This is a genomic window from Burkholderiales bacterium (assembly GCA_013695435.1).
Lineage (GTDB): Bacteria > Pseudomonadota > Gammaproteobacteria > Burkholderiales > JACMKV01 > JACMKV01.
This window is the reverse complement of record JACDAM010000218.1, coordinates 1-22,709: the sequence shown is the minus strand read 5'-3', so window position 1 is coordinate 22,709 and position 22,709 is coordinate 1. Positions and strand designations below refer to the sequence as shown.

Annotated in this window: 19 protein-coding genes and 1 pseudogene; 11 read left to right on the top strand and 9 right to left on the bottom strand. The window is 59.9% G+C overall.

All coding sequences use genetic code 11. The features are described 5' to 3' along the window. Together H0V78_10910 and H0V78_10905 are read left to right on the top strand one after the other, a co-directional pair. Positions 1 to 1,125, top strand: a 1,125-nt coding sequence (locus tag H0V78_10910) for a hybrid sensor histidine kinase/response regulator (protein ID MBA2352260.1), incomplete at its 5' end; no start/stop codon positions are given. A gap of 228 nt (positions 1,126 to 1,353) precedes the next feature. Then, positions 1,354 to 2,334, top strand: a complete 981-nt coding sequence (locus H0V78_10905; GenBank protein MBA2352259.1) for an NAD(P)H-quinone oxidoreductase — start codon at positions 1,354 to 1,356, stop codon at positions 2,332 to 2,334. A 19-nt stretch (positions 2,335 to 2,353) separates the two neighbouring features. Here H0V78_10905 and htpX read toward each other — a convergent pair whose 3' ends face one another. Then, positions 2,354 to 3,235 carry a protease HtpX gene (htpX, locus tag H0V78_10900; protein MBA2352258.1) on the bottom strand — a complete coding sequence of 294 codons (882 nt, stop codon included), beginning with the start codon at positions 3,233 to 3,235 and terminating at the stop codon, positions 2,354 to 2,356. Between the two features lie 142 nt (positions 3,236 to 3,377). Here htpX and H0V78_10895 point away from each other — a divergent pair, with 142 nt between their 5' ends. Together H0V78_10895 and H0V78_10890 are read left to right on the top strand one after the other, a co-directional pair. After that, positions 3,378 to 4,187: an enoyl-CoA hydratase gene (locus H0V78_10895; protein ID MBA2352257.1), complete on the top strand. Its 810-nt coding sequence runs from the start codon at positions 3,378 to 3,380 to the stop codon at positions 4,185 to 4,187. A gap of 184 nt (positions 4,188 to 4,371) precedes the next feature. After that, positions 4,372 to 5,251 (top strand): annotated as a pseudogene (locus H0V78_10890) (DMT family transporter). A gap of 59 nt (positions 5,252 to 5,310) precedes the next feature. Here the strand turns inward: H0V78_10890 and htpG are convergent. Next, positions 5,311 to 7,263, bottom strand: a complete 1,953-nt coding sequence (gene htpG, locus H0V78_10885; GenBank protein MBA2352256.1) for a molecular chaperone HtpG — start codon at positions 7,261 to 7,263, stop codon at positions 5,311 to 5,313. A gap of 67 nt (positions 7,264 to 7,330) precedes the next feature. Here htpG and H0V78_10880 point away from each other — a divergent pair, with 67 nt between their 5' ends. Both H0V78_10880 and H0V78_10875 read left to right on the top strand, forming a co-directional pair. Continuing rightward, positions 7,331 to 8,191 carry a DUF2971 domain-containing protein gene (locus H0V78_10880; protein MBA2352255.1) on the top strand — a complete coding sequence of 287 codons (861 nt, stop codon included), beginning with the start codon at positions 7,331 to 7,333 and terminating at the stop codon, positions 8,189 to 8,191. 87 nt (positions 8,192 to 8,278) lie between these two features. Beyond that, positions 8,279 to 8,965: a hypothetical protein gene (locus H0V78_10875; protein MBA2352254.1), complete on the top strand. Its 687-nt coding sequence runs from the start codon at positions 8,279 to 8,281 to the stop codon at positions 8,963 to 8,965. A gap of 105 nt (positions 8,966 to 9,070) precedes the next feature. Here H0V78_10875 and H0V78_10870 read toward each other — a convergent pair whose 3' ends face one another. The 3 genes from H0V78_10870 to rpoE all read right to left on the bottom strand — a co-directional run bounded on the left by H0V78_10870 (position 9,071) and on the right by rpoE (position 11,277). Beyond that, positions 9,071 to 10,051, bottom strand: coding sequence for a MucB/RseB C-terminal domain-containing protein (locus H0V78_10870; GenBank protein ID MBA2352253.1), 981 nt, complete (start codon positions 10,049 to 10,051; stop codon positions 9,071 to 9,073). A 100-nt stretch (positions 10,052 to 10,151) separates the two neighbouring features. After that, complete coding sequence (locus H0V78_10865) at positions 10,152 to 10,676, bottom strand: sigma-E factor negative regulatory protein (GenBank protein ID MBA2352252.1); 525 nt, start codon at positions 10,674 to 10,676, stop codon at positions 10,152 to 10,154. 1 nt (position 10,677) lies between these two features. Next, complete coding sequence (gene rpoE, locus H0V78_10860) at positions 10,678 to 11,277, bottom strand: RNA polymerase sigma factor RpoE (GenBank protein MBA2352251.1); 600 nt, start codon at positions 11,275 to 11,277, stop codon at positions 10,678 to 10,680. A gap of 276 nt (positions 11,278 to 11,553) precedes the next feature. On the opposite strand from rpoE, the gene nadB reads away from it, so the two are divergent. Beyond that, positions 11,554 to 13,146 (top strand): L-aspartate oxidase, encoded by a 1,593-nt coding sequence (gene nadB / locus H0V78_10855; protein MBA2352250.1) that lies wholly within the window; start codon positions 11,554 to 11,556, stop codon positions 13,144 to 13,146. 97 nt (positions 13,147 to 13,243) lie between these two features. Here the strand turns inward: nadB and H0V78_10850 are convergent, their stop codons facing one another. Further along, the gene (locus H0V78_10850) at positions 13,244 to 15,649 is read right to left on the bottom strand and encodes a DNA internalization-related competence protein ComEC/Rec2 (GenBank protein ID MBA2352249.1); all 2,406 of its coding nucleotides are present in this window, start codon (positions 15,647 to 15,649) and stop codon (positions 13,244 to 13,246) included. A gap of 184 nt (positions 15,650 to 15,833) precedes the next feature. On the opposite strand from H0V78_10850, the gene H0V78_10845 reads away from it, so the two are divergent. After that, positions 15,834 to 16,388: a DUF2062 domain-containing protein gene (locus H0V78_10845; GenBank protein MBA2352248.1), complete on the top strand. Its 555-nt coding sequence runs from the start codon at positions 15,834 to 15,836 to the stop codon at positions 16,386 to 16,388. Next, on the top strand, positions 16,378 to 17,037 hold the full coding sequence (locus H0V78_10840; protein ID MBA2352247.1) for a DNA-3-methyladenine glycosylase 2 family protein: 660 nt from the start codon (positions 16,378 to 16,380) through the stop codon (positions 17,035 to 17,037). The genes H0V78_10845 and H0V78_10840 overlap by 11 nt, the downstream gene beginning before the upstream one ends. Positions 17,038 to 17,130: 93 nt before the next feature. Here the strand turns inward: H0V78_10840 and H0V78_10835 are convergent, their stop codons facing one another. The 3 genes from H0V78_10835 to H0V78_10825 form a co-directional block, all read right to left on the bottom strand. Next, on the bottom strand, positions 17,131 to 17,589 hold the full coding sequence (locus H0V78_10835) for a hypothetical protein (protein MBA2352246.1): 459 nt from the start codon (positions 17,587 to 17,589) through the stop codon (positions 17,131 to 17,133). Between the two features lie 143 nt (positions 17,590 to 17,732). Further along, positions 17,733 to 18,458, bottom strand: coding sequence for a lipoprotein-releasing ABC transporter ATP-binding protein LolD (lolD, locus tag H0V78_10830; protein MBA2352245.1), 726 nt, complete (start codon positions 18,456 to 18,458; stop codon positions 17,733 to 17,735). Beyond that, a complete protein-coding gene (locus H0V78_10825) occupies positions 18,451 to 19,695 on the bottom strand; it encodes a lipoprotein-releasing ABC transporter permease subunit (protein ID MBA2352244.1) in 1,245 nt (414 codons plus the stop codon). The genes lolD and H0V78_10825 overlap by 8 nt, the downstream gene beginning before the upstream one ends. Before the next feature lie 258 nt (positions 19,696 to 19,953). On the opposite strand from H0V78_10825, the gene H0V78_10820 reads away from it, so the two are divergent. Together H0V78_10820 and recJ are read left to right on the top strand one after the other, a co-directional pair. Continuing rightward, positions 19,954 to 20,685: a phosphatase PAP2 family protein gene (locus H0V78_10820; protein MBA2352243.1), complete on the top strand. Its 732-nt coding sequence runs from the start codon at positions 19,954 to 19,956 to the stop codon at positions 20,683 to 20,685. A 79-nt stretch (positions 20,686 to 20,764) separates the two neighbouring features. Beyond that, the gene (recJ, locus tag H0V78_10815) at positions 20,765 to 22,621 is read left to right on the top strand and encodes a single-stranded-DNA-specific exonuclease RecJ (protein ID MBA2352242.1); all 1,857 of its coding nucleotides are present in this window, start codon (positions 20,765 to 20,767) and stop codon (positions 22,619 to 22,621) included. Positions 22,622 to 22,709: the final 88 nt, after the last annotated feature.

The window sequence follows — 22,709 nt, the reverse complement described above, 5'->3', positions numbered from 1 at the left end:
GAAGCCGAGGCCGCCAACCGCGCCAAATCCCAATTCCTCGCTGCCGCCAGCCATGATCTGCGGCAACCGCTGCATGCACTGGGACTTTTCACGGCGACGCTGGGTGAAAAGGTCAGTGGCCAGAGCGAACGCAGCATCGTCGGCAACATCAATGCGTCGATCGAATCGCTGGAGAGTCTATTCGACGCCCTGCTGGATATTTCGAAGCTCGATGCCGGCATCGTCCAGACCGCGGTCCAGGATTTTCCGCTGCAAACGCTGTTCGATCAGGTGCAAACCGATTTTGCCGCGCAGGCGGCCGCAAAAGGGCTGCGGTTCAAGGTTGCGCCGTCGAGCGCCGTGGTGCGCAGCGATCCGGTACTGCTGGGCCGCGTGCTCGCCAACCTGGTATCCAACGCAATCCGCTACACGCAGAAAGGCGGCGTGGTCGTAGGGTCGCGCCGCGCCGGCGGCCAAACACGCATCGAAATATGGGATAGCGGTTCCGGCATTCCCGAGGAATATCGCAACAAGGTTTTCGAAGAGTTCTACCAGCTCGGCAACCCCGAACGCGACCGCAAGAAAGGGCTGGGATTGGGGCTTGCCATTGTCCGCCGCCTGCTCGATCTCCTGGCGCTCAAACTGGACTTTCGCTCCAAAGCGGATCGCGGCTCGGTATTCAAGGTCACGGTGCCATCCGGCGAGATCGATGCGGCGCGTGGCTTCGCGTCGGCGTCGGGCGTTCCCGGGGTGGATATTCTGAGCGGCAAATTCGTGGTCGTCGTCGACGATGAACGCTCGGTCCGCGATGGCATGCAGGCATTGCTCGGCCAGTGGGGATGCCAGGTGCTGAGCGTCGGCTCGATCGACGAGGCAATCCAGGCGCTGGCCAAGCGCAGCGATACCCCCGAACTGGTGCTGGCGGATTACCGGCTACGCGGAAATACCACGGGCATCGACGCCATTCGCATCATACAGGCGCACTATGGTAAAGAAATCGCCAGCGTCCTGATCACCGGGGATACCGCGCCCGATCGCCTGCGCGAAACCCGCGGCAGCGGCTATCAATTGCTGCACAAGCCTGTGCGCCCCGCCAAGCTGCGCGCGTTGATGAGTCATTTGCTGCAACCCCGCGGCCACCATTAGCAGGCTGTTGAAAAACTACTGCGCTTGCCGATACTTTCTTACTCAGGGCCTCAAAATGCTCATGTATTCCCATATGCATTCCGCTTTCTAGCCCGCAGCAACTTGTCTTGGCTGCGCTCGCTACGTTTTTCAACAGCCTGTTAGTCGATGCGCCAGGCCGGCTGCCACGAAAAAGCGGCGCGCCGGTTCTCTCCGATCAAGTCCGTGGCCAGAGCGTCACCCGAGACGATGCGCGCAATCGCCATCACTAGCTTTGGCGGGCCCGAAGTTTTACGCGTCGTCGAGTTTCCGCTGCCACGGCCTGGTCCCGGCGAAGTACTGATCCAGGTCGCTGCGGCCGGCATCAATCGTCCCGATATCCTGCAGCGCAGCGGCCGTTATCCGCCACCGCCGGGCGCTTCCGAAATCCCGGGCCTTGAGGTCGCCGGCAAAATCGCCGCGCTGGGTCAGGACGTCCGTGGTTTTCGCTCGGGCGAGGCGGTTTGCGCTCTGCTTTCCGGAGGCGGCTATGCCGAATACGCGACGGCGCCGGCAACGCAGTGCCTGCCGATTCCAGGCGGATTCAGCGAAGCGGAAGCGGCGTCGCTACCCGAGACTTTTTTTACCGTATGGAGCAATGTATTCGATCGCGCAAAGCTCGCCAAAGGTGAGACCCTGCTCGTGCACGGCGGCAGCAGCGGCATCGGGGTAACCGCGATCCAGCTGGCGCGAGCATTCGGCCATCGCGTGTTCGCGACTGCCGGCTCGGCAGAAAAATGCGCGGCGTGCGAAGCGCTGGGCGCGGCGCGGGCGATCAATTACCGCGAGCAAGATTTCGTCGAAATCGTCAGAACGGAAACCGCCGGGACAGGCGTCGACGTCATTCTCGACATGGTCGCAGGTGACTATGTCGCGCGGAATCTGCGCGCTTTGGCGGACGACGGCCGCATCGTGATCATCGCGTTTCTGGGCGGCGCAAACGTCTCGCTCGATCTGACGGCGATGCTGATGCGGCGCCTGACCTTGACCGGATCGACATTGCGCGCCCGGCCGTCCGCGTTCAAAGCAAAGATCGCCGATGCGCTGCGCCGGGAAGTCTGGCCGCTGCTCGAAGCCGGAAAAATCTGGCCGGTCGTGCACGCGGCGTTCCCGCTTGAGCGCGCCGCCGATGCGCACCGGCTGATGGAATCCGGCGCGCATGTCGGCAAGATCGTGTTGACTCTGGCTTGACGACGTCGCAGCCGATACGTCAAGCGGCCGCGCGCAAGGCGGCGATGCGTTCTTCGAGCGGCGGGTGCGACATGAACAGCCGTTTGAAACCGCGATCGACGGTACCGGAAATACCGAACGCCGTGATTTGTTCGGGCAATTGCGGCTGGCCGTAAGTCAGCTTCAGCCGTTCAAGCGCGCCGATCATTTTGCCGCGACCGGCGAGTGCTGCGCCGCCGGCGTCGGCGCGAAATTCGCGCTGCCGCGAAAACCACATCACGATCATCGTCGCCAGTACGCCAAGCACGAGTTCGGCGACGATTGCGGTGATCCAGAATGCCGGGCCGTGGCCGTTTTCGGTTCTGAACACGGTGCGGTCGACGACGTGGCCGATCACACGCGAGGCGAATATCACGAAAGTGTTCACCACGCCCTGAATCAGGGCCAACGTGACCATATCGCCATTGGCGACGTGCGTCATTTCGTGCGCGAGCACGGCCTCGGCTTCGTCCCTGTTCATGCTGCCCAGCAATCCGGTGCTGACCGCGACCAACGCGTTGTTGCGGCTGGCGCCGGTCGCAAAGGCGTTGATGTCGGGCGCCTCGTAAACTGCGACTTCGGGCATGCCGACGCCGGCCGCATCGGCCTGGCGGCGCACGGTTTCGAACAGCCAGCGCTCGGTCGCGTTAGACGGCTGTTCGATCACTTTCGCGCCTGTCAGCCGTTTCGCCGACCACTTCGAAATCAGCAGGGAAATCAGCGAACCGCCGAACCCGAACACCGCGGCAAAAATTAGCAGCGACGTATAGTTGAGTCCGCCGCCCTGATCGAGGATGCGATCGACGCCGAGCAAGCGCAGCGTAATACTGAGTACGAAAACGATCGCGAGATTGGTCGCCAAAAACAGGAAAATGCGTTTCATGCGTATGATCCTTTTATAGGTGTTTTTTCGCACCGTTAGATGCGGGCGCGGGTGGCGAGTTCGCGAGCCAATTTGCGCGATCACCGCCTCGCCCGGCACGGTGGCTATAATGGCCCGTCCGCTTGATTGAATCGAATTCCTCATGGCTATCCCCTCTCCTGCAAACGCCGCCACCGCGCGGCCGCTGTTGATACGCTGCGATGCGCACGGAATCACCACGCTGACCCTGAACCGGCCGCAGCAGTTCAATGCGCTCTCCGGCGCGCTGTTGCGCGAACTGCAAACTGCGCTCGACGACATCGAGGCCAACGATTCGGTGCGAGTCGTCGTATTGGCGGGAAGCGGCGACGCCTTCTGCGCTGGACACGATCTGAAGGAAATGCGCGCGCATCGGGATCGTGAATACATCCACGATCTGTTCACGCGATGCAGCCGCATCATGCTGACCATCATGCGGCTGCCGCAGCCGGTGATCGCGCGCGTGCACGGCATCGCGACCGCCGCCGGCTGCCAGCTCGTCGCCGCGTGCGATCTCGCGATTGCGGCCAGCGACGCCCGCTTTGCAACCTCCGGCATCAACTACGGGCTCTTTTGTGCGACACCCAGCGTCCCATTGACGCGCAACGTGCCGCGCAAACAGGCGTTCGAAATGCTTTTCACGGGAGATTTCAGCGACGCCGCAACCGCTCTCGCGCGCGGGCTCGTGAACCGCGTCGTGCCGCGAGAACAACTCGATTCCGGGATTGCCGCGCTGGCGCACTCGATTCTTGGCAAACCGGCGTCCGTTGTCGCCGCCGGCAAACGTCTGTTCTACGCGCAAATCGAAATGGAGCTAACGCAAGCCTACCGGCTCGCCAGCCAGGCCATCACCGACAACCTGCTCGGCGATGACGCGGCTGAAGGCATAGACGCTTTTCTGCAGAAGCGGACCCGGCGCTGGTCGGAAACGTGACGCACTGCCTGCTGGTTCCTGATCGCAGGATCAGCGAACGTCGGCTGCTAGCCTGGACTAGGGCCTGTTCACACATAAATCAACCTTTCAGAAACGGATCATCGGCGATTCATGCTCGAACGCGTCAACTAGGCGGCGAGGGTAATTCGAGGAATGCATACTGCCGCCTGGCCGATCATCGAAGATGAGGGCGCGTGACCCCTGGCTGGCCGCGGCGCCCATTCTGTTCGTGCTGCTCTGGAGCACCGGGTTCATCGGCGCCAAGCTTGGATTGCCGTATGCCGAACCATTGACCTTTTTGCTGTTGCGCTTTGTCGCCGCGTCCGCGTTGATCCTGCCGGTTGTCCTGTTGATGCGCGCGTCGTGGCCGGGCAGCTTGCGCGAAGTTGCGCATATTTCCGTCGCCGGTTTGCTGATTCACGCGGCCTATCTGAGCGGGGTTTATCTCGCGATCGCAGGCGGAACGCCGGCCGGCGTCGTGGCGCTGATCACGAGTCTGCAGCCGCTTTTGGCCGCCGTCGCGGGCCGGACCGCTGCTTGGCGAACAGGTCGACCGGCGGCAGTGGACGGGGCTCTGGTTGGGCTTGCTCGGGGTCGTCCTGGTGGTCGCCGAAAAAGTTGCGCCAGGTAGCCTCGGCGGCGCCGGCTTCGCCGTTTTCGCGCTCGTCAGCCTGTCGGCAGGAACGCTTTATCAGAAGCGTTTCTGCGAGACCATGGATTTGCGCAGCGGTTCTTTCATCCAGTTCATGGCGACCATGCTGTTGCTGTTGTTGCTGGCACCGCTGATCGAATCGATGCAGGTAGAGTGGAGCGGTGAATTCGTTTTCGCGTTTGTCTGGCTGGTCGTCGTGCTATCGCTCGGCGCGATCAGTTTGCTGTTGCTGATGATCCAAAAAGGCGAAGCGGCAAAAGTCGCGAGCCTGTTTTATCTGGTGCCGCCTGTGACCGCGCTGATCGCTTTCGTTGTATTCGGCGAGAAACTCGGCGTTGTCGCGATTGCCGGCATGCTGATTTCCGTGGCTGGCGTAGCACTTGTCACATTGCGGCGCCCGGCTGCGTCCTGAAATCGCAGGACCATCTCAAAAAAATACGATTCCCGCGAAACCCGGGAGTCGCGCGCCCGCTACTTCGCGATCATCGCCAACATCAAGTCGTTGGAGCGTTTCACAAAGCTCGCGGGGTCTTCGAGCTGACCGCCCTCGGCCAGCAGCGCCTGGTCGAAAAGGATATGGCTCCAGTCGGCAAACCGCCCGCTTTCGCTCTCGTCTTTCAGTCGCGACACAATAGGGTGATGCGGATTGATTTCGAGGATCGGTTTGCTTTGCGGGACTTTCTGGCCGGCTGATTTCAGTAGGCGCTCCAGATTCGCGCTCATGTCATGCTCGCCGGAGACCAGGCAGGACGGCGATTCGGTCAGACGCGAGCTGACGCGCACTTCCTTGACGATATCGCCGAGCGATTTCTGAATGCGATCGGTCAGATCCTTGAAAGTGCCGGCTTCTTTTTTCTGCTCGGCCTTTTCGGCTTCGTCTTCCAGCTTGCCGAGATCGAGGCCTCCTTTGGCAACCGATTGCAGTTTCTTGCCGTCGAACTCAGGCAGATTCGAAACAAGCCATTCATCGACGCGGTCGTGCAGCAGCAGCACTTCGATGCTTTTCTTGCGGAAGATTTCGAGATGGGGGCTGTTTTTGGCGGCAGCATAGCTGTCGGCCGTGACGAAATAGATTTTTTCCTGGCCTTCCTTCATGCGCGCGGCATAATCAGCAAGCGCAACGTCCTCGGCATCGCTTTCGTTATGCGTCGATGAAAAGCGCAGCAGCCTGGCGATGCGTTCGCGGTTCGCGAAATCCTCGCCGATGCCCTCCTTGAACGCGCGGCCGAATTCCTGCCAGAAGGTCGTGAATTTTTCTTTCTGATTTTCGGCCAGGTCTTCGATCATGCCGAGCACTTTCTTTATACTGCCGGCCCGGATCGCTTCGGCGTCTTTCGACTCCTGCAGGATCTCGCGCGACACATTGAGCGGCAAATCATTCGAATCGATGACGCCGCGCACGAAGCGCATATATTGCGGCATCAACTGTTCGGCATCGTCCATGATGAACACACGGCGCACGTAAAGCTTGATGCCGTGGCGGCGATCACGATCCCACAGGTCGAACGGCGCACGCGCCGGAATGAACAAGAGCTGCGTGTACTCCTGTTTGCCTTCGACTCTGGCGTGCACGTGCGCGAGCGGCGCTTCAAAATCGTGCGCAACGTGCTTGTAGAATTCGTCGTATTGCTCCTGCGTAATTTCGGATTTCGGCCGAGCCCACAACGCGCTTGCCGCGTTGACAGTCTCCTCGGCGCTTTCCGCGCTGACAGCGTTGGCGGTTTCTTCCGCGTTTGTCTCAGCCGGCTCTTTCCGGGCACCTTCGTCGCCTTTTTCCTCGGCTTTCATGACAATCGGCAACTGAATATGGTCGGAATATTTGCGGATGATGCTGCGCAACCGCCAATCGTTCAGCAATTCATCCTCGCCGGGCTTCAGATGCAGAGTAACCTCGGTGCCGCGGCCGGCTTTTTCCACGATCTCAAGGGTATAGTCGCCGGCGCCTTGCGATTCCCAACGCACGCCGTGCTCGGCGGTCAGGCCGGCGCGGCGGGTGATCAGCGTCACTTTGTCGGCAACGATGAATGCCGAATAAAAGCCGACGCCGAATTGCCCGATCAGATGCGCGTCTTTGGCTTGATCGCCGGTCAGTTGCTGGAAAAATTCGCGCGTGCCCGATTTGGCGATGGTGCCGATGTTGTCGATGACTTCCTGGCGCGACATGCCGATGCCGTTGTCGGCAACCGTAATCGTGCGCGCGGCTTTATCGAGGCTCACGCGAATTTTGAGGTCGGCATCGTTCTCGAACAGCGCGCCGTCGGTCAGCGCCTCGAAGCGAAGCTTGTCGCATGCGTCCGACGCGTTCGAAATCATCTCGCGCAGAAAAATTTCCTTATTGCTGTACAAGGAATGGATCATCAGGTGCAACAGTTGCTTGACCTCGGTCTGAAAACCCAGGGTTTCTTTTTGTACGGTTTCGTTCATTCAAAACTCCATCTACAAATGAGAATTATTTGGGGTGTAGTATCTAGATTTCAAGCCCAGGATCGAGATGACGCTCCCCACATTAACGTTAGGATCATTGAAACGCCGACCCCCACCGCCTACACTTTATCACTACACTTCAATCGAGGGACTGTGCGGCATTTTGGAAAAAAAATACGTATGGGCAACTGTCATTAACTACCTCAACGACAGCCAGGAATTCCAGGAGGCCGTCGACATTCTCAAAACCGTAATAAGAGAAAAGAAAGCAAATCCGCCGGTAGAAAATTACGAGGAGTTGTACGAAAACCTTGAACACGATATTGAGCATCTTCAAGAAACTCCTATTTGCGTTTTCTCCTTATCGGAAGACGGAAATGTTCTTAGTCAATGGCGAGGGTATTGTCGAGAGGGTGCGGGCTACTCAATCGGTTTCAGTTCACATTTTTTCAATTCAAATTACGGCAGGACTGGGCGGGGACTATTCGCCTGCGAGTACAAACCGGAGCAGCAAAAGCTTATCCTTGGCACGCTTCTCGATGAATTGTGCGCAATAAACTTACAGCTGAATGAATCGCCCAATCCCGATCTATTCCGATCCATGTTCGCGGAACGTTTTGCGCAAGTAGCACCACTGATCAAGCATCAAAAGTTTGCCGAAGAGAAAGAATGGCGACTCATTATCGAAGCATCGCGCGATAACCTCTTCTACAGGCCGGGACATTCGATGCTAATGCCTTATTCCCGCATCTCGCTTCGGGAAGTCCCATTTCCGTCTCAGTCTGTAATCAACGAGATCTTCATAGGCCCTACTTCGCATCCCGACCTCGCCCAGAATGCTCTTGAAGGCTTGTGTAAGTTTGCAGAGTTTAATTGGCTTGCAGAGTGCGAAGTGCACTATTGCAATATCCCTTACCGCCAGCTTTGATCCCGCCAGACCTGAAGCGATTTTGCTGCAACAGTGCTCAGAAAATTTTCCAGTAAAGCCCTTGTTTTATCCCTGACGGCAAACCTCATGTTTCTGACAGGCGCCGGCATTTTCGTTTACCAGAAAGGCGGCTGGACGTATCTCAGTTCCAGGCTCGGATTATCTGCGCGCCCGCCTGTTGTTTTCCCCGGTTCGGAGCATCACTCCGGATTGAAAGATACCTATGCGATCATGCCCGAGCGCGATAGCGCGATCATTTTCGCCGGCGATTCGCTGACCGAGCTGTGCCCGTGGCACGAGCTGTTCAGCAACGCGGATATTCTTGGTCGCGGCATCAGCGGCGATACGGTTCCAGGTTTGCAAAGCCGGATCGACGAGCTCCTGCGCCATCGGCCGCGCAAGCTGTTTCTGATGATCGGCATCAACGATCTGCTTTACGGCAAAGCGCCCGAAGACGTGTTGCGTGAATACCGCTTTTTGATCGAACACATCAAGACTTTGCAACCGGACACGCAGCTATACGTACAAAGCATTCTCCCGATCGATGGCGCGCGTTGGGGGTTGCCGGCGCCGCCGAATGTCGATGCCGATATCGTTCGCGTGAACGAAACGCTCGCCAAATGGGCCGGCGATCGCTTCGTCTATGTGGACCTTTACTCGCTTATGGTCAGCGACGGCAACAGGCTGGACGCACGCTACTCGTCAGACGGAATTCATCTTTCTGCGGCGGGTTATTCGAAGTGGCGCGAGGCGTTGGGCGGCTCTGTGCCGTAGCCGGAGGAAAGTTTGATGCTGCGAAGAAACTGGCAGGAAGCGCCGCCATTCGCGTGAACGCTCGATCGTTACCGTGGCGCCCTCGGATGAGGTTTACTGGATCGATTATCTGGATTTGGCGACGGAATTGCCGATTTGCATGACCGTTTCAGCCGGCGCTTCGCCAAGCACCGTGACCATATTGTCGGCGTGGCGACGCGTATAGATGTTGATCGCGCCTTGCTGCGACATGCCGTGTTGAAATTGCGTATTGGACGGGACCGGTTCGATGAAAATCGAAACCGCGGCCAGACCATCCGAATAAACCAGGTGCGCGATCGGGCCCGATTTACCTGGAATCACACGTTTCATTTCGACGATTTTGCGGAAACCCGCTGGTGCGCTCGAAACTTCCCATCCGGTGTCTACGCTCGCTTCCGGCGTCGCCGTGCGGTCGAATCTCCAGCCCAGCGATTTTGCGTCGAAGCGCGATTCGACCATTTCTTTGCCGATCTCTTCGCCTATCGTCAGTTGCGTGAAAGCAAACTGCTCGACGACATCACTTCTTTCGTTCAGCATTTTCGCTTTCAACAGCAATCCGCTGTCGGTGGCGGCGCAGAAACGATGGCCGTAACGCAGCTTGTCCTTCGGCTCGAGAATCACGACCTGGCAGTCGTGGCCGGCGATGCGATTCTGCTTTCCGATGCGGATCTGGTAGTTGTCCGCGAGGCTTTTCAACTGCTCCGGCAGCAGCGCCGGAAACGTGCGGTTGGCGCTGCGCTTGTCCACCTTCACGGTTTTGGTATCGGGAAAGTAGCACATGACCTGATCATTGTTGCGAATGATTTCGCGCGGGCTGCCGTCGAGCGCCTCGAGCTTTTCGTGCTCACCCGCAGCGTCGACGACATGGGTAATGCGTGAGGTCTCGACCTGACTGCCGTGCTGATAAACGAAGGTGCCAGCGTAGTTGAGTTCCCGGGCCGAACGGGCGATTTTCTGCAACCACGCCAGCCCCTCGGGCGCTTGTTGCGCGTACCCGGTATTGACGGCGACGGCGAGGAACAGAAAAACCGGAAAACGAAAGTGGATCGATGTCATGTGCAGCATAGCTTGATTGGCATTACGCCGGATTGGCGAACCTGACAGTTAGACACCTTGCCATCCGGCGGTTTCAGCATGCGGCCTCAATATGAGATCCATCGCAAGTTCAGCGCGATTCGGAAACTGTTCTGACATAGGGCGCAACGCCCTGAATCGCGGTGCTCGGTGAAAATTCCTGATGCGCGAGCAGATAGTCGTTGACGCCACTGCTGGTTTCGAACTCGAGCGATGGCGCACTACGAGCGGCCGGAGCCGACGCCAGACTGCTTGGCGCCGCCGCGAGATTATCCGGCCGCGGAGAATCCGGCTGGAGGAGCGGATTTTCGGATAACGCGAGCCAGCCGACCATGGCAACCGCCGCGACTGACGCCGCGGCCGATAACGCCATGCGGCGCGGTGTTGCCGCCGCCCGTCGCGCCGGCGCAAGCGCAGTCGGCTCCTTCGCGAGCAGCTCGCCGAACTTCCTGCTGAAATCGCACGACAACTGTGCATCCTGGCGCAGCGCATCGCCGATCACGTGAAAGCTCATCCACTGCTCGCGCAGCTCTGCCTGCGATTTCAGGCTTGCCAATGCGGATCGCGCGTTGTATTCCCCGAGCTCGCCATCCATCAATGCGGAAATCTTGTCCATCTCACCACCTCTTGTCTTTGCTCGTCCCAAGCAGCGGACGCAGCTTTTCCGCGATCGATTCGCGCGCGCGGAATATCCGAGAACGCACCGTACCGATCGGGCAATCCATGATGTTTGCGATATCCTCGTAGCTCAAGCCTTCGATCTCGCGCAAGGTAATCGCAGTCCTCAAATCTTCCGGCAACTCCAGCATGGTCTGATTGACCGTGTTCGCGATCTGCTTGCTCATCAACTCGTTTTCCGGCGTGTTGACATCGCGCAACTGATCGCCGTCGTCGAACGTTTCGGCGTCTTCGGCATTGAACTCCGTGGTCGTTGGAGCCCGTCGCCCCATGGCTACCAGATAGTTCTTTGCCGTATTGATGCCGATTCGATACAGCCAAGTGTAAAAAGCGCTATCGCCACGAAACGAAGGCAGCGCGCGATACGCTTTTATGAATGCCTCCTGCGTCACATCTTCGATCTCGGCCGAGTCCCGAATAAAACGCGATAGCAAGCGCGCAAGCTTGCGCTGGTATTTGATAACCAACAGCTCAAACGCGTGTTTGTCGCCGCGCTGGGCGCGTTCGACCAGCTGTTGATCAATCTCGCGATCACTCATCGAACCGGGGATCCCTGAAGGATTTACTTAGTGGACCTGCGGAATTTGCAGGACCGGAGGAACTGCCGAAGCCGCGGCGGAAGCCGCAGAACTCGCAGTGCGCAAGTATACCGTTCAGAGACCGCTTCGGAAACGCGCCGTCGCGGTTATGGGCAAAGACAGCCGAGCCGTGAAGTTAGTTCAGCGCGGATTGAACAAAGCGGCGAACAAAAGCGTGAACGGCAGGAAATGGCCGAAAAGCGGTATCATCCCGTGCATTCCAATACGAACGACAGCATGCATTTTGACGTCGCAATCATAGGCAGCGGCCTGGCCGGCTTGACCGTGGCATTGCATTTGGCCGATCACAAAAAAGTCGGTCTGGTCACCAAAAAGACACTTCAGGACGGCGCCAGTTCCTGGGCGCAGGGCGGCATCGCCGCCGTGCTCGCGCTCGACGATACGCTGGAGGCGCACATTCAGGACACCCTCGCAGCCGGCGGCGGTCTGTGCGACGAGGCTGTCACCCGCTACGTCGTCGAACACGGCCGCGCCAGCGTCGACTGGTTGATCGAAAAAGGCGTGCCGTTCACGCGCGACGCCGGCAACGAAACCGGCTACCACCTGACCCGGGAAGGCGGCCACAGCAAGCGGCGCGTCATCCACGCCGCCGATGCGACCGGCCATGCCGTGCAGACGACGCTCGAAGCACGCGTGCGCGCCCACCCGAACATCACCCTGCTCGAGCAGCATGTCGCTGTCGATCTAATCACAAGCTTCAAGCTCGGCCTGCCCGGCCAGCGCTGCGTCGGCGCTTACGTGCTGGATTCCGAGAGCGGCGCGGTGAAGACGATCAGCGCCCGCCACACCGTGCTTGCGACCGGCGGCGCCGGCAAGGTTTACCTGTATACGACCAATCCGGATACCGCCACCGGCGACGGCATCGCCATGGGTTGGCGCGCCGGTTGCCGGGTGGCGAACATGGAATTCATCCAGTTCCACCCCACCTGTTTATTCCACCCGCACGCCAAATCCTTCCTGATCACGGAAGCCATGCGCGGCGAAGGCGGGGTCCTGTGCACGGCCGACGGCAAGCGCTTCATGCCCGCCTACGACGAACGCGCCGAACTCGCCCCGCGCGACGTCGTCGCCCGCGCCATCGACGATGAGATGAAACGGCGCGGACTCGATTGCGTCTACCTCGATATTTCGTACAAGCCGGCCGAATTCGTCAAACAGCACTTCCCCACCATTTGCGCGCGCTGTCTCGAATTCGGCATCGACATCACGAAGGAACCGATTCCGGTGGTCCCCGCTGCCCACTACACGTGCGGCGGGGTTATGACGGATAAAAACGCGCGCACCGATCTGGCGAATCTGTACGCGGTCGGCGAAACCGCCCAGACCGGGCTGCATGGCGCCAATCGGCTGGCCAGCAATTCGCTGCTCGAATGCGTGGTGTTCGGCAAGGCCGCGGCCGAAGACATCCTGCGCCAGGTCGACCAAGCCCCGCTCGATCTGCCAGCATGGGACGAAAGCCGTGTGACCGACGCCGATGAGGAGGTCGTGATTGCCCACAACTGGGATGAACTGCGCCGCTTTATGTGGGATTACGTCGGCATCGTCCGCACCGACAAGCGGCTGGCGCGCGCCCAGCACCGGATCCAGTTGCTGAATCAGGAAATCCACGACTACTACTCGAATTTCCGCGTCGGAGCCGATTTGCTCGAACTACGCAATCTCGTACAAAGCGCCGAACTGATCGTCAGGAGCGCTCTGCTCCGCAAAGAAAGCCGCGGCCTCCACTACAGCCGCGATCACACGGAACCCGCTGCGATTGCGTCGAACTCGGTTTTGCAGCGCGGGATCGATTACTTGTTGCGCGTCTGACCGTTCAGGCGCCCATCGAACCATAAACGACGGTAGGTGGCCCTTCGACAGGCTCAGGTCGAACGGCGAAACCGCCAACTTATTCGCGGACAGGGCACTAGCGCTGCCCGCCTGGAATGGCTAGGTTTCTCACCTGCCCCTGATTCAGTGTGCGCCAGTAGCGGCGACTCTCTTGACGATAAGCGCCGATCAATATTCCTTTCCAGGTAAATCGCACACTGAGCGCGCCGTCTTGGTCGCTGCGAAAGGTTTGTGCTCCGATATCGAGATAGCGCTGGACGACTTCGTCGCGCGGGTGGCCGAACGGATTGCGGTAAGCCATGCTGAAAATGACGGCGTCCGGCTGTACGACATTGACGAACGCTGCGCTCGATGAAGTTTTGCTGCCGTGATGGGGCGCTACCAGAAGATCGGCCGCAAGCGCCTGATCTGTGCGCTTTACGATTTCGAGTTCCGTATCCTTTTCGATGTCCGCGGGAAGGAGAACGGCGCCGAAGCGCGACGTGATCTTGAGCACGCAGCCGCGCGCGTTGTCTTTCAATGTCGCGTCCTGATAGCTTTCGAGCGTCGGGTGCAGGACTTCGAAGCGCACGCCATCCCATTGCCATTGTTGGCCGGCGAAACACTGAATCGATTGCGCGGCATGCGCCTGGATTACATGCGGCGCCGGAAGCGATGATGCAAGCCATGCTGTCGGCAGCGCGCGCAAGACCGACACCGCGCCGCCGCTGTGATCGGCATCGTCATGCGATACGATCATTCCCGATAGTTCGTTGATTCCCGCCGCCAGCAGATAGGGCGCGACGATGCGATTGCCGGCATCGACTTCGCTGTTGAATGCCGGCCCGCTGTCGTACAGCAACGCGTGATGCCCGGTTTGCGCGAGAACTGCCAGCCCCTGCCCGACGTCGAGCACGGTCAGCCATAATTCGCCATCGCCGGGCCGGGCCGGCTTGACCAGACACATCGGCGCGAGCGCAACGATGCCGATCCAGCGCGCCGGAAACCCTCGCGGCAGCAGCAGCCAGATCGCGCCAGCCAGACCTGCGACCAGGGTCCACGGCGCTGGTGCGTGCTGTTGCCAGATTGTTTGCGGCAAACCATCGAAAAGCCGCAGCAGCGCCATCAGCCAATCCAGAATTTCATGCGCGAGCAGCAACACCGGATGAAACGACACGCTGAACGGAACAGCAGCGCCGATCAGGCTCAGCGGAACGACGATCAGGCTGATCACGGGTATCGCAAACAGATTGGCGATCGGCGCGATCAACGAGACTTGCTGAAACAATGCGAGCAACGGCGCAAGCAGGCCGACCGTCACTGCCCACTGCGCACGGCCCCAAGTCGTCAGCCAGCCGGACCGCGCGACGCGATTCGTCGCGACCAGCATGATCAGCGCGATCGCGCCGAACGATAACCAGAATCCCGGCGCGAGCACCGACCACGGATCGAACAACACGACGACAAAAAGCGCAAGGCATAAAACCGCCGACGCGGAACTCGAGCGCGCCGTCCATAACGTGGCGACCACCACCCAAAGCATGATCAGCGTGCGCTGCGTCGGCACGGCAAAACCGGCCAGCAAGGCATAGAGGAGTGCGACGAGCGCACCGGCGGCGGCAGCCGCTTTTCGTGCCGGCAAACGCAACGTCAGTGCGGCGCTTGTGCGCCACAGCCAGTAAATCAGCACGGCGGCCAATCCCGAAAGCATGGTGACGTGCAAGCCGGAGATGCTCATCAGATGCGTGACGCCGGTGCGCTGGAAGAGATCCCAGTCGCTTCGCGAAATCGCGTTCTGGTCGCCTATGACCAGTGCCGTAATGACGCCGGCATAAGGCTTGCCATCGAGCGAAGCGAGCAGGCGCCGGCGCACGTGTTCGCGCGCGCGATCGATAACATAACCGGGGCGCCAAACGAGTTCGGCAAGGCGCCGGTTGGCGCCTTCGCGGACGTAGCCGGTCGCGCGTATGCTGCGTTCGAGCAGCCAGACTTCGTAATCGAAGCCGTGCGGATTGGCATTGCCGTGCGGTCGCTTCAGACGAACCGTCAGCCGCCAGCGCTCGCCGGCGGCCAATTTCGGAATAGTCGAATTCGCGTCGCGACGATCTTTGTACCAGTTCAGCGCGATGCGATCGGGCGCGCCCGCCTTTTCCGGCGCCACCCGCTCGACGTCGAAGTCGAAACGCACGCCGCGCTCGTTTTCCTGCGGCAGGCCGGCGATGACACCGATCAACGCGATATCACGCCCTTCCCACGCCGCGGGCAAATTGTCGGCCAGCCGGACCTCGGCCAGCAACGCGGCCCAGAAAAAGCCGGCCGCCATAAAAAACGCGCCGAGGAGCATGCGACGCACGGCTTTTGGTGCGGCAGCGTCCGCAGTCTTCAGCCACCACACCAGAAACGCCAGTGGCGCAAGAGACACGGCAGGCCAAAGATCGGGCAATTCGCCGTGCTGCTGCAGCAGCAAGACGCCAAGGACAAACGACAGGATATTGCCTCGCATCGCGGTAGATTACCGTAGCGCTTCGTCTGCGCGGAGTGTTGCCCGATTCCGCAGAATCGGCAAAATCGAGGCGAGGATTCGTGTTGGCGCCGTATGCCACGAACTCGACGCCGATCGGCGTCTAAACAGGCTGTTAATCCAGCAACTTGCCAATCCGGTAATATCATCAATTTTTCGCCGCCGCATGCCGCGCAAATACTTCCGCAAATATCTGCCGAGTCACGCATCGATGCGGGAAAACCGCATGATCGGGCGCCTCGGCTCATTACTGCATCATCACAACCTGTGGCATCTGCATCGGCGTTCGGTCGCCGGCGGCGCCGCGGCCGGGCTATTCGCGGGATTGATCCCCGGCCCTGTGCAGATGCTGTTCGCGGCGATTTTCGCGGTGATTTTTCGCGTCAATCTGCCGGTCGCGGTTCTGCTGACCTGGTACACCAATCCTTTTACCATCGTTCCCTTGTATCTTGCCGCCTACAAACTCGGCGTGTGGGTGACTGGCGAGCGCGCCAACGGCTCGCTGCGCGAAGTGCTGCAGCTTGATGATAAAGGCTTCAGCGCCTGGATGAGAGCGCTGGCCGAAGGCTACGATGTGATCGGCAAACCATTCGGGATCGGCTTGCTGCTGCTGGCGCTGCTGCTCTCGGCGGCGGGCTATATTGTGGTGCGCGGCGGCTGGCGGCTGTATGTTGTGACCGCCTGGCGCAAGCGACGGACGCGGCCGCGCCATGGTTGTTGAAGCAGCCGGAGCCGCAGAGCGGATACCGGAATTCTGGCGGAAAGCTACGCGTGCGCTCGGCAAACGCGATCCGGTGTTGAAGAAACTGATCGCTGCACACTCCGGCCTGACCCTGCAAGGCCGCAGCGACGCCTTCACGACCCTGGCGCGCGCGATCGTCGGTCAGCAGATTTCCGTCAAGGCGGCGCAATCGGTCTGGCAAAAACTGATTGCGGCGCTCGCAACGATGCGGCCTGAAATCATAGCTCAAGCGACGGTAGAACAGTTGCGGGCTTGCGGTTTGTCGGCCGGCAAAGCGGCTTATCTGCGCGATCTGGCGCGGCATTTCATCGATGGATCCCTGTGCATCGACGACTGGCCGCAACAGGACGACGAAACCATCATCGCCGAAATCGTGCAGGTGAAAGGGATAGGCCGCTGGACAGCCGAGATGTTCCTGATGTTTTACCTGATGCGGCCCGACGTGCTGCCGCTCGATGACCTTGGCCTGCGGCGAGCGATCAATCGCGCGTATGGCGGGGGCGGCGTAGAAGTCAAACCGCTCAATCTCGCCGAGATGCGGCAAATCGCCTCGAACTGGCGGCCTTGGCGCTCGGTTGCGACCTGGTATCTGTGGCGCAGCCTTGAGCCGGTCCCAGCTGACTATTGACGCTGGGCCGGGAAAATCAAAAAGCGGAGCAGCTCTCTCCCTGGATGGAGAAGGCCAGGAAAAAACTTGCGGGCCCGCCGCGCTCTGATCGGCTCAGCGTTTTTCCACCAGCGCGGATCCCTCGACATCCGACTTCGCGTGCCCGATCGCCACTTCGCAACTCGCCAGATGCATGCTGACCCCGGCCGGCTGATAAACGCCGTAGCGCAGCAAATATTCGCGCTGTACACCGTAGGCCTCGCGCTCCATGGTCATCGCTTCCGAACACGTGTAACCCTCGCGATACTTGCCGGATTCGTGCTGCAGGAAATGAACCATTTCGTGCAGGAGGATAGAACTCGCGTACAGATTTTCTGCGGGGTTCAACTTCGCATCCATATGGATTTTGCCGCCGGGCGGATACCAGCCCATGACTTTGCATTCGCGGCCGCCGCAAACGTTTTCGACCAGGAAAGCGTGTGGAACAGGAACGATTTCAGCCTGATTGATCGGCGCTGGATAACCTGACAGCGTAACCGCCCAAGACATCATCACTGCGTACAGTTCGTCCATGCGGATCTCCCGGGCTCGCAGGGGGTGAGCCCTGCGATCTTCGAAGCAAATTTCAAGCTAGCCTACTTCCCGCCCTATCGTGTTACGCGCCACACGCTGGTTTAGATGATGGATCGTTGCGTCGCTGATACCGTCGCCCGGGTTTAAGGCGTCGGCACGAGTTGCTGCACCAAAGGCGGGCTGAAATCCGTTAGCGCGCCATCGACGAGCTGCAAGGTGCGGCCGGCGCGCGCCGCGATACCGAGATCGTGGGTGACGATAACAAAGCTCGTGCCAAGATTTCGATTCAGTTCCAGCATCAACTCGAAAACGCCCTCGGCGGTATGACGATCGAGGTTGCCGGTCGGCTCGTCGGCAAGCACCGCCGCCGGCTCGGTGACGAGCGCGCGCGCCAAGGCTGCGCGCTGGCGCTCGCCGCCGGAAAGCTCGCCCGGCGTATGGCCAAGGCGATGTGCGAGCCCGACCTTTTCGAGGATTTGCGCGGCCCGGCGATGCGCATCGGCTCGCGTGAAGCGCCGGATCAACAAAGGCATCGCAACGTTATCCAGCGCCGAGAATTCCGGCAGTAGATGATGGAACTGGTAAACGAAGCCGAGCGATCGGTTGCGCATCGCACCGCGCTCGGTCTCGCTCATGCCGCGTATGTCGCGGCCGAGTATCCGGATATCACCGGCTGTCGCGTCGTCGAGCCCGCCCAGCAAATGCAGTAAGGTGCTCTTGCCGGAGCCAGAGGCGCCGACGATGGCGACGCGCTCTCCCGCCATCACGTCGAGATTCACTCCGGCCAGAACCGGCACGGCAAGCTGGCCCTGCCGGTAGGTTTTGCGCAAATTGCGGCAGGATATTTGCGGCTCGGACGTTCTATTCATAGCGCAACGCCTCGGCAGGGTTGACGCGCGAGGCGCGGTAGCTCGGATAGATCGTTGCCAGCAAGCTGAGCGTCAAGGTGACCGCGGCGATTACGCCGACATCGGCCCATTGCAGATCCGACGGCAGCTCGCTGATGTAGTAAACCTCTTTCGACAAAAACTGGACATGGAACAGGCGTTCGATGAAGCCGACGACGGTATCGACATTGAGCGCGAGCAGTACACCGCCGATCACGCCGAGCAGAGTACCGAATACGCCGATCAGCGCACCCTGTACCATGAAAATTTTCATGATCGACGCCGGCGATGCGCCGAGCGTGCGCAGAATCGCGATGTCCGATTCCTTGTCGGTCACCGCCATCACCAGTGTCGAGGCGATGTTGAACGCGGCCACGGTGCTGATCAGGATCAGCACGATGAACATCATTCTCTTTTCGATCTGGATAGCGCGGAACAGATTCGCATTTTGCCGCGTCCAGTCGCCGGCATAGGCATCCACCGAAATCGTTCGCTGCAATTCGCGCGCGACCTGCGGCGCCTGAAACAGATCGCGCAGCTTCAGCCGCAAACCGCTGACCTCGTTGACCATGCGGTAAAGCTTTTGCGCGTCGTCGAGATGGATCAGCGCCAGATTGGCGTCGTACTCGAAGTGGCCGATTTCGAAGATACCCGCGACGGTGAACTGCTTCAGCCGCGGCAAAATGCCGGCCGGCGTGACCTGGCCTTGCGGCGCGATCAGCACGACCTTGTCGCCCAGGTTGGCGCGCAGAGCCCGCGCCAATTCGGCGCCGAGCACGATATTGAATTCGCCGGCTTTCAGTTGTTGCAGACTGCCGCTTGTCATGCGATCGGCGATTTCCGTAACGCCCGCCTCGAAATCGGGCAGCACGCCGCGCAAGCCGGCGCCGCGTACCACGCCTTCGAACGACAGCAGCCCCTGTGCGCCGATGAAGGGCGCACTGGCGACGACCTGGGGATGACCGGCGACTTCCGCGGCAAGCTGCTTCCAGTTGTCGAGCACATTATCGGCGCCGCTGAGCTGGATGTGCGAGACGACGCCGAGCGTACGCGTGCGAATCTCCTCGTGAAAACCGTTCATCACCGACAGCACGACGATCAGGGTCGTCATGCCGAGCATGATGCCGGCGATCGAAATCAGCGTGATGAAAGAGATGAAGTGGTTGTGCCGCTTGGCCCGCGTGTAACGAAGGCCGATCAGAAGTTCGTAAGGTCGCACGCAGAAGCCAGGGGGTCGGAGAACGGCAGAGTTTGCCATATTCCGTTTGTGCCTGCGACTTAATGGGCCGCAAACAATACCTTTCCGCCCTGCGATTCGCAGCAGGAGTGGTGAGGGCATGGACGGGCGCCGTTACTCCAGCAGACGGTTCCATTGGGGGACAAGGCGACCCTGACAGACCAGCGGAACCGCCCTTGCCTTCCAGCAAATATTACGTAATTATGTATTTCTATAAGAAAAAGGGATAAGCATAACAACATGAATTTTCTGGATTCGGCGGTCACGCTAACCTTGAACGGGTTTTCGCAGGTTTCCTGGTCATTCGACTATGCGATGGTCTTTTTCGCTTCCGCTCATCTCGCCAAGGGCGGTATATTCATGGCCGTCCTGTGGTGGTGGTGGTTCAAGGATGGCAACAAGAAATTCGACTATCGGGAACGCGTGATCTCTGCGCTGCTGAGCGCTTTTGTCGCCGTAGCGGCAGGGCGTATCCTTGCGATCATCCTGCCGTTTCGAGCCCGCCCGCTGCATGAGACAAGCATCGATTTTTTGCCTCCATTGGGCATGACTTCCAACGTCCTGGAAGGCTGGAGTTCCTTTCCGAGCGATCATGCTGTGCTGTTTTTTTCCCTGTCGGTCAGTCTGTTTTTTCTATCGAGAAAGCTTGGATTATGCGCGCTGGCCTATACCGTTTTTCTGATCGCGTTTCCGCGCATCTATATCGGTTTCCATTATGCTTCCGACATCCTCGTTGGGGGCATTATCGGCGCCGGTATCGGCTTGCTCGGTAATTCGAGAATCGTCGTAGACAACGTTTCCCGCCGTGTTCTCGGATGCGCCAACTCGACCCCGGCCCTTTTCTATCCAGTGCTGTTTCTCTTGACGTTTCAGATAGCCGAAATGTTCGAAAGCACGAGGGAGGGCATAAAATTCGCCGTCCACGTGTATGAACAAGCCTGTCTACCGAATGAAAGCCTGGTTCTAAAGTGATTATCGGCGGAGATCCGCCTCGCCTGCGTCTACGAACTTCTGTCAGGTAGTGGAGAATCCAGGGAAGCCCGATTCGCACATCGTTCAGAGAAGTTACCCGCGGTGTTGCTTCGATTCACTGTGCGAATCCGGCTATCCACCATTGTTCGCGCGCATCTACGCGGCCCGCGGCGTTTCCCGAAGGGAGCAACTTGCGCACGAATTGAGCAGCCTGATCCCGCCCGCCGGGATGAAAGGCGCGAACGCAATGGCGCGCTTGCTTGCGGATGCGATCGCGACGCGCAAACGGATACTGATCCTCGCTGATTACGACGCCGATGGCGCGACTGCTTGCGCGGTCGCCGTCCGCGCCTTGCGCGAATTCGGCGCGACGGTCGATTACCTGGTGCCGAACCGCTTCGAATACGGCTATGGTTTGACGCCTGAAATCGTCGCGCTTGCGGCTCAAAGAAATCCCGATCTGCTACTCACCGTCGACAACGGGATCGCCAGCGTCGAGGGCGTACAAGCGGCCGTTGAGCGCGGCATTGCGGTCCTCATAACCGACCATCACCTGCCGGGCGACTTGTTGCCGGACGCGCACTGCATCGTCAATCCCAACCAGCCAGGCTGCGAATTTCCCAGCAAGCATTTGGCGGGCGTCGGCGTGATTTTTTACGTGATGCTGGCGTTGCGCGCGGAGTTGCGGCAGCGGGGCGCGTTTAACAACTCAAATCCTTTTTTCCCCGACCCCCGGCCGTGGGCCGACAGTCCGCGCAAAGAGCCCAATCTTGCCTGCCTGCTCGATCTCGTCGCGCTCGGCACGGTCGCCGATGTGGTCAAGCTCGACGATAACAATCGCATTCTCGTGCATCACGGTCTTGCGCGGATACGCACAGACCGCGCCTGCCCCGGAATCACGGCGCTGCTGCATATCGCCCGCCGCGAAGCGCGCAAGGCGGGGTGTTACGAACTGGGCTTCATGCTTGGACCCCGTCTGAATGCCGCCGGCCGGCTGGCCGATATGTCGCTCGGCATCGAATGCCTGTTGAGCGACAGCGAAGAATCTGCTTTGGCGCTTGCCGCCCAACTCGATGCGCTGAATCACGAGCGGCGCGCAATCGAAGGCGGCATGCAGGAGTCCGCGCTTGCCGCGCTGGCCACATCCGCGCTGGGCGAACCCGGCGACAGTCACAGCATCAGCTTGTTTCGCCCGGACTGGCACCAAGGCGTGATCGGCATCGTCGCCTCCCGCCTGAAGGACAAGCTGCATCGACCCGCGTTTGCATTTGCGCGTGCGAATGGATCAGTCGTCGACGGCATACTCAAAGGTTCGGGACGATCGATCCCGGCGCTGCATCTGCGCGATGCGCTCGATCTGATAGCAAAGCGGCACCCCGGTCTGTTGATCCGCTTCGGCGGGCACGCGGCGGCCGCCGGCGCGACGCTGCGCGAACGCGATTTCGAGCGCTTTTGCACGGTCTTTGAACAGGTGGCGCGCAGCCTGTTGACGGCAGCCGATCTGGAGCGCGTGATCGAGACTGACGGCAGTCTCGACGACCATGACATCTGCCTGGACACTGCGGCGCTGCTTGCCGGCCATATCTGGGGGCAGGGATTTCCGCAGACGGCATTCCACGATCGCTTCACCGTCGAAAACCAGCGCCTCGTCGGAGATCAGCATCTGAAACTGAAACTGCGGAAACCAGGCAAGGCCCCGGGCGCGGCCGCCGACACCACAACTTCCGCCGCCGCTGAAGCCGATATCCCGTGCGGCGAAAGCTTCGATGGCATGCTGTTTTTCTGCAGCACACCGCTGCCCGGAACGATCGACGCCATCTATCGGCTCGACGTTAACGAATACAAGGGCGCGCGCTGTCTGCAGTTAATCGTCGAGCACTGGAAGGATGCGGATTCCGCCGTCCCCTTCGCGCCCGCGGGACCAGCCCTCGATTGACAGCATCGCGTCGGGCTTTTTGCGCCACGCAAATTCCCGCTATCGAGGCGGCGAACGCGTTTCTTCGATTTCGTTTACCCAGCGCTGG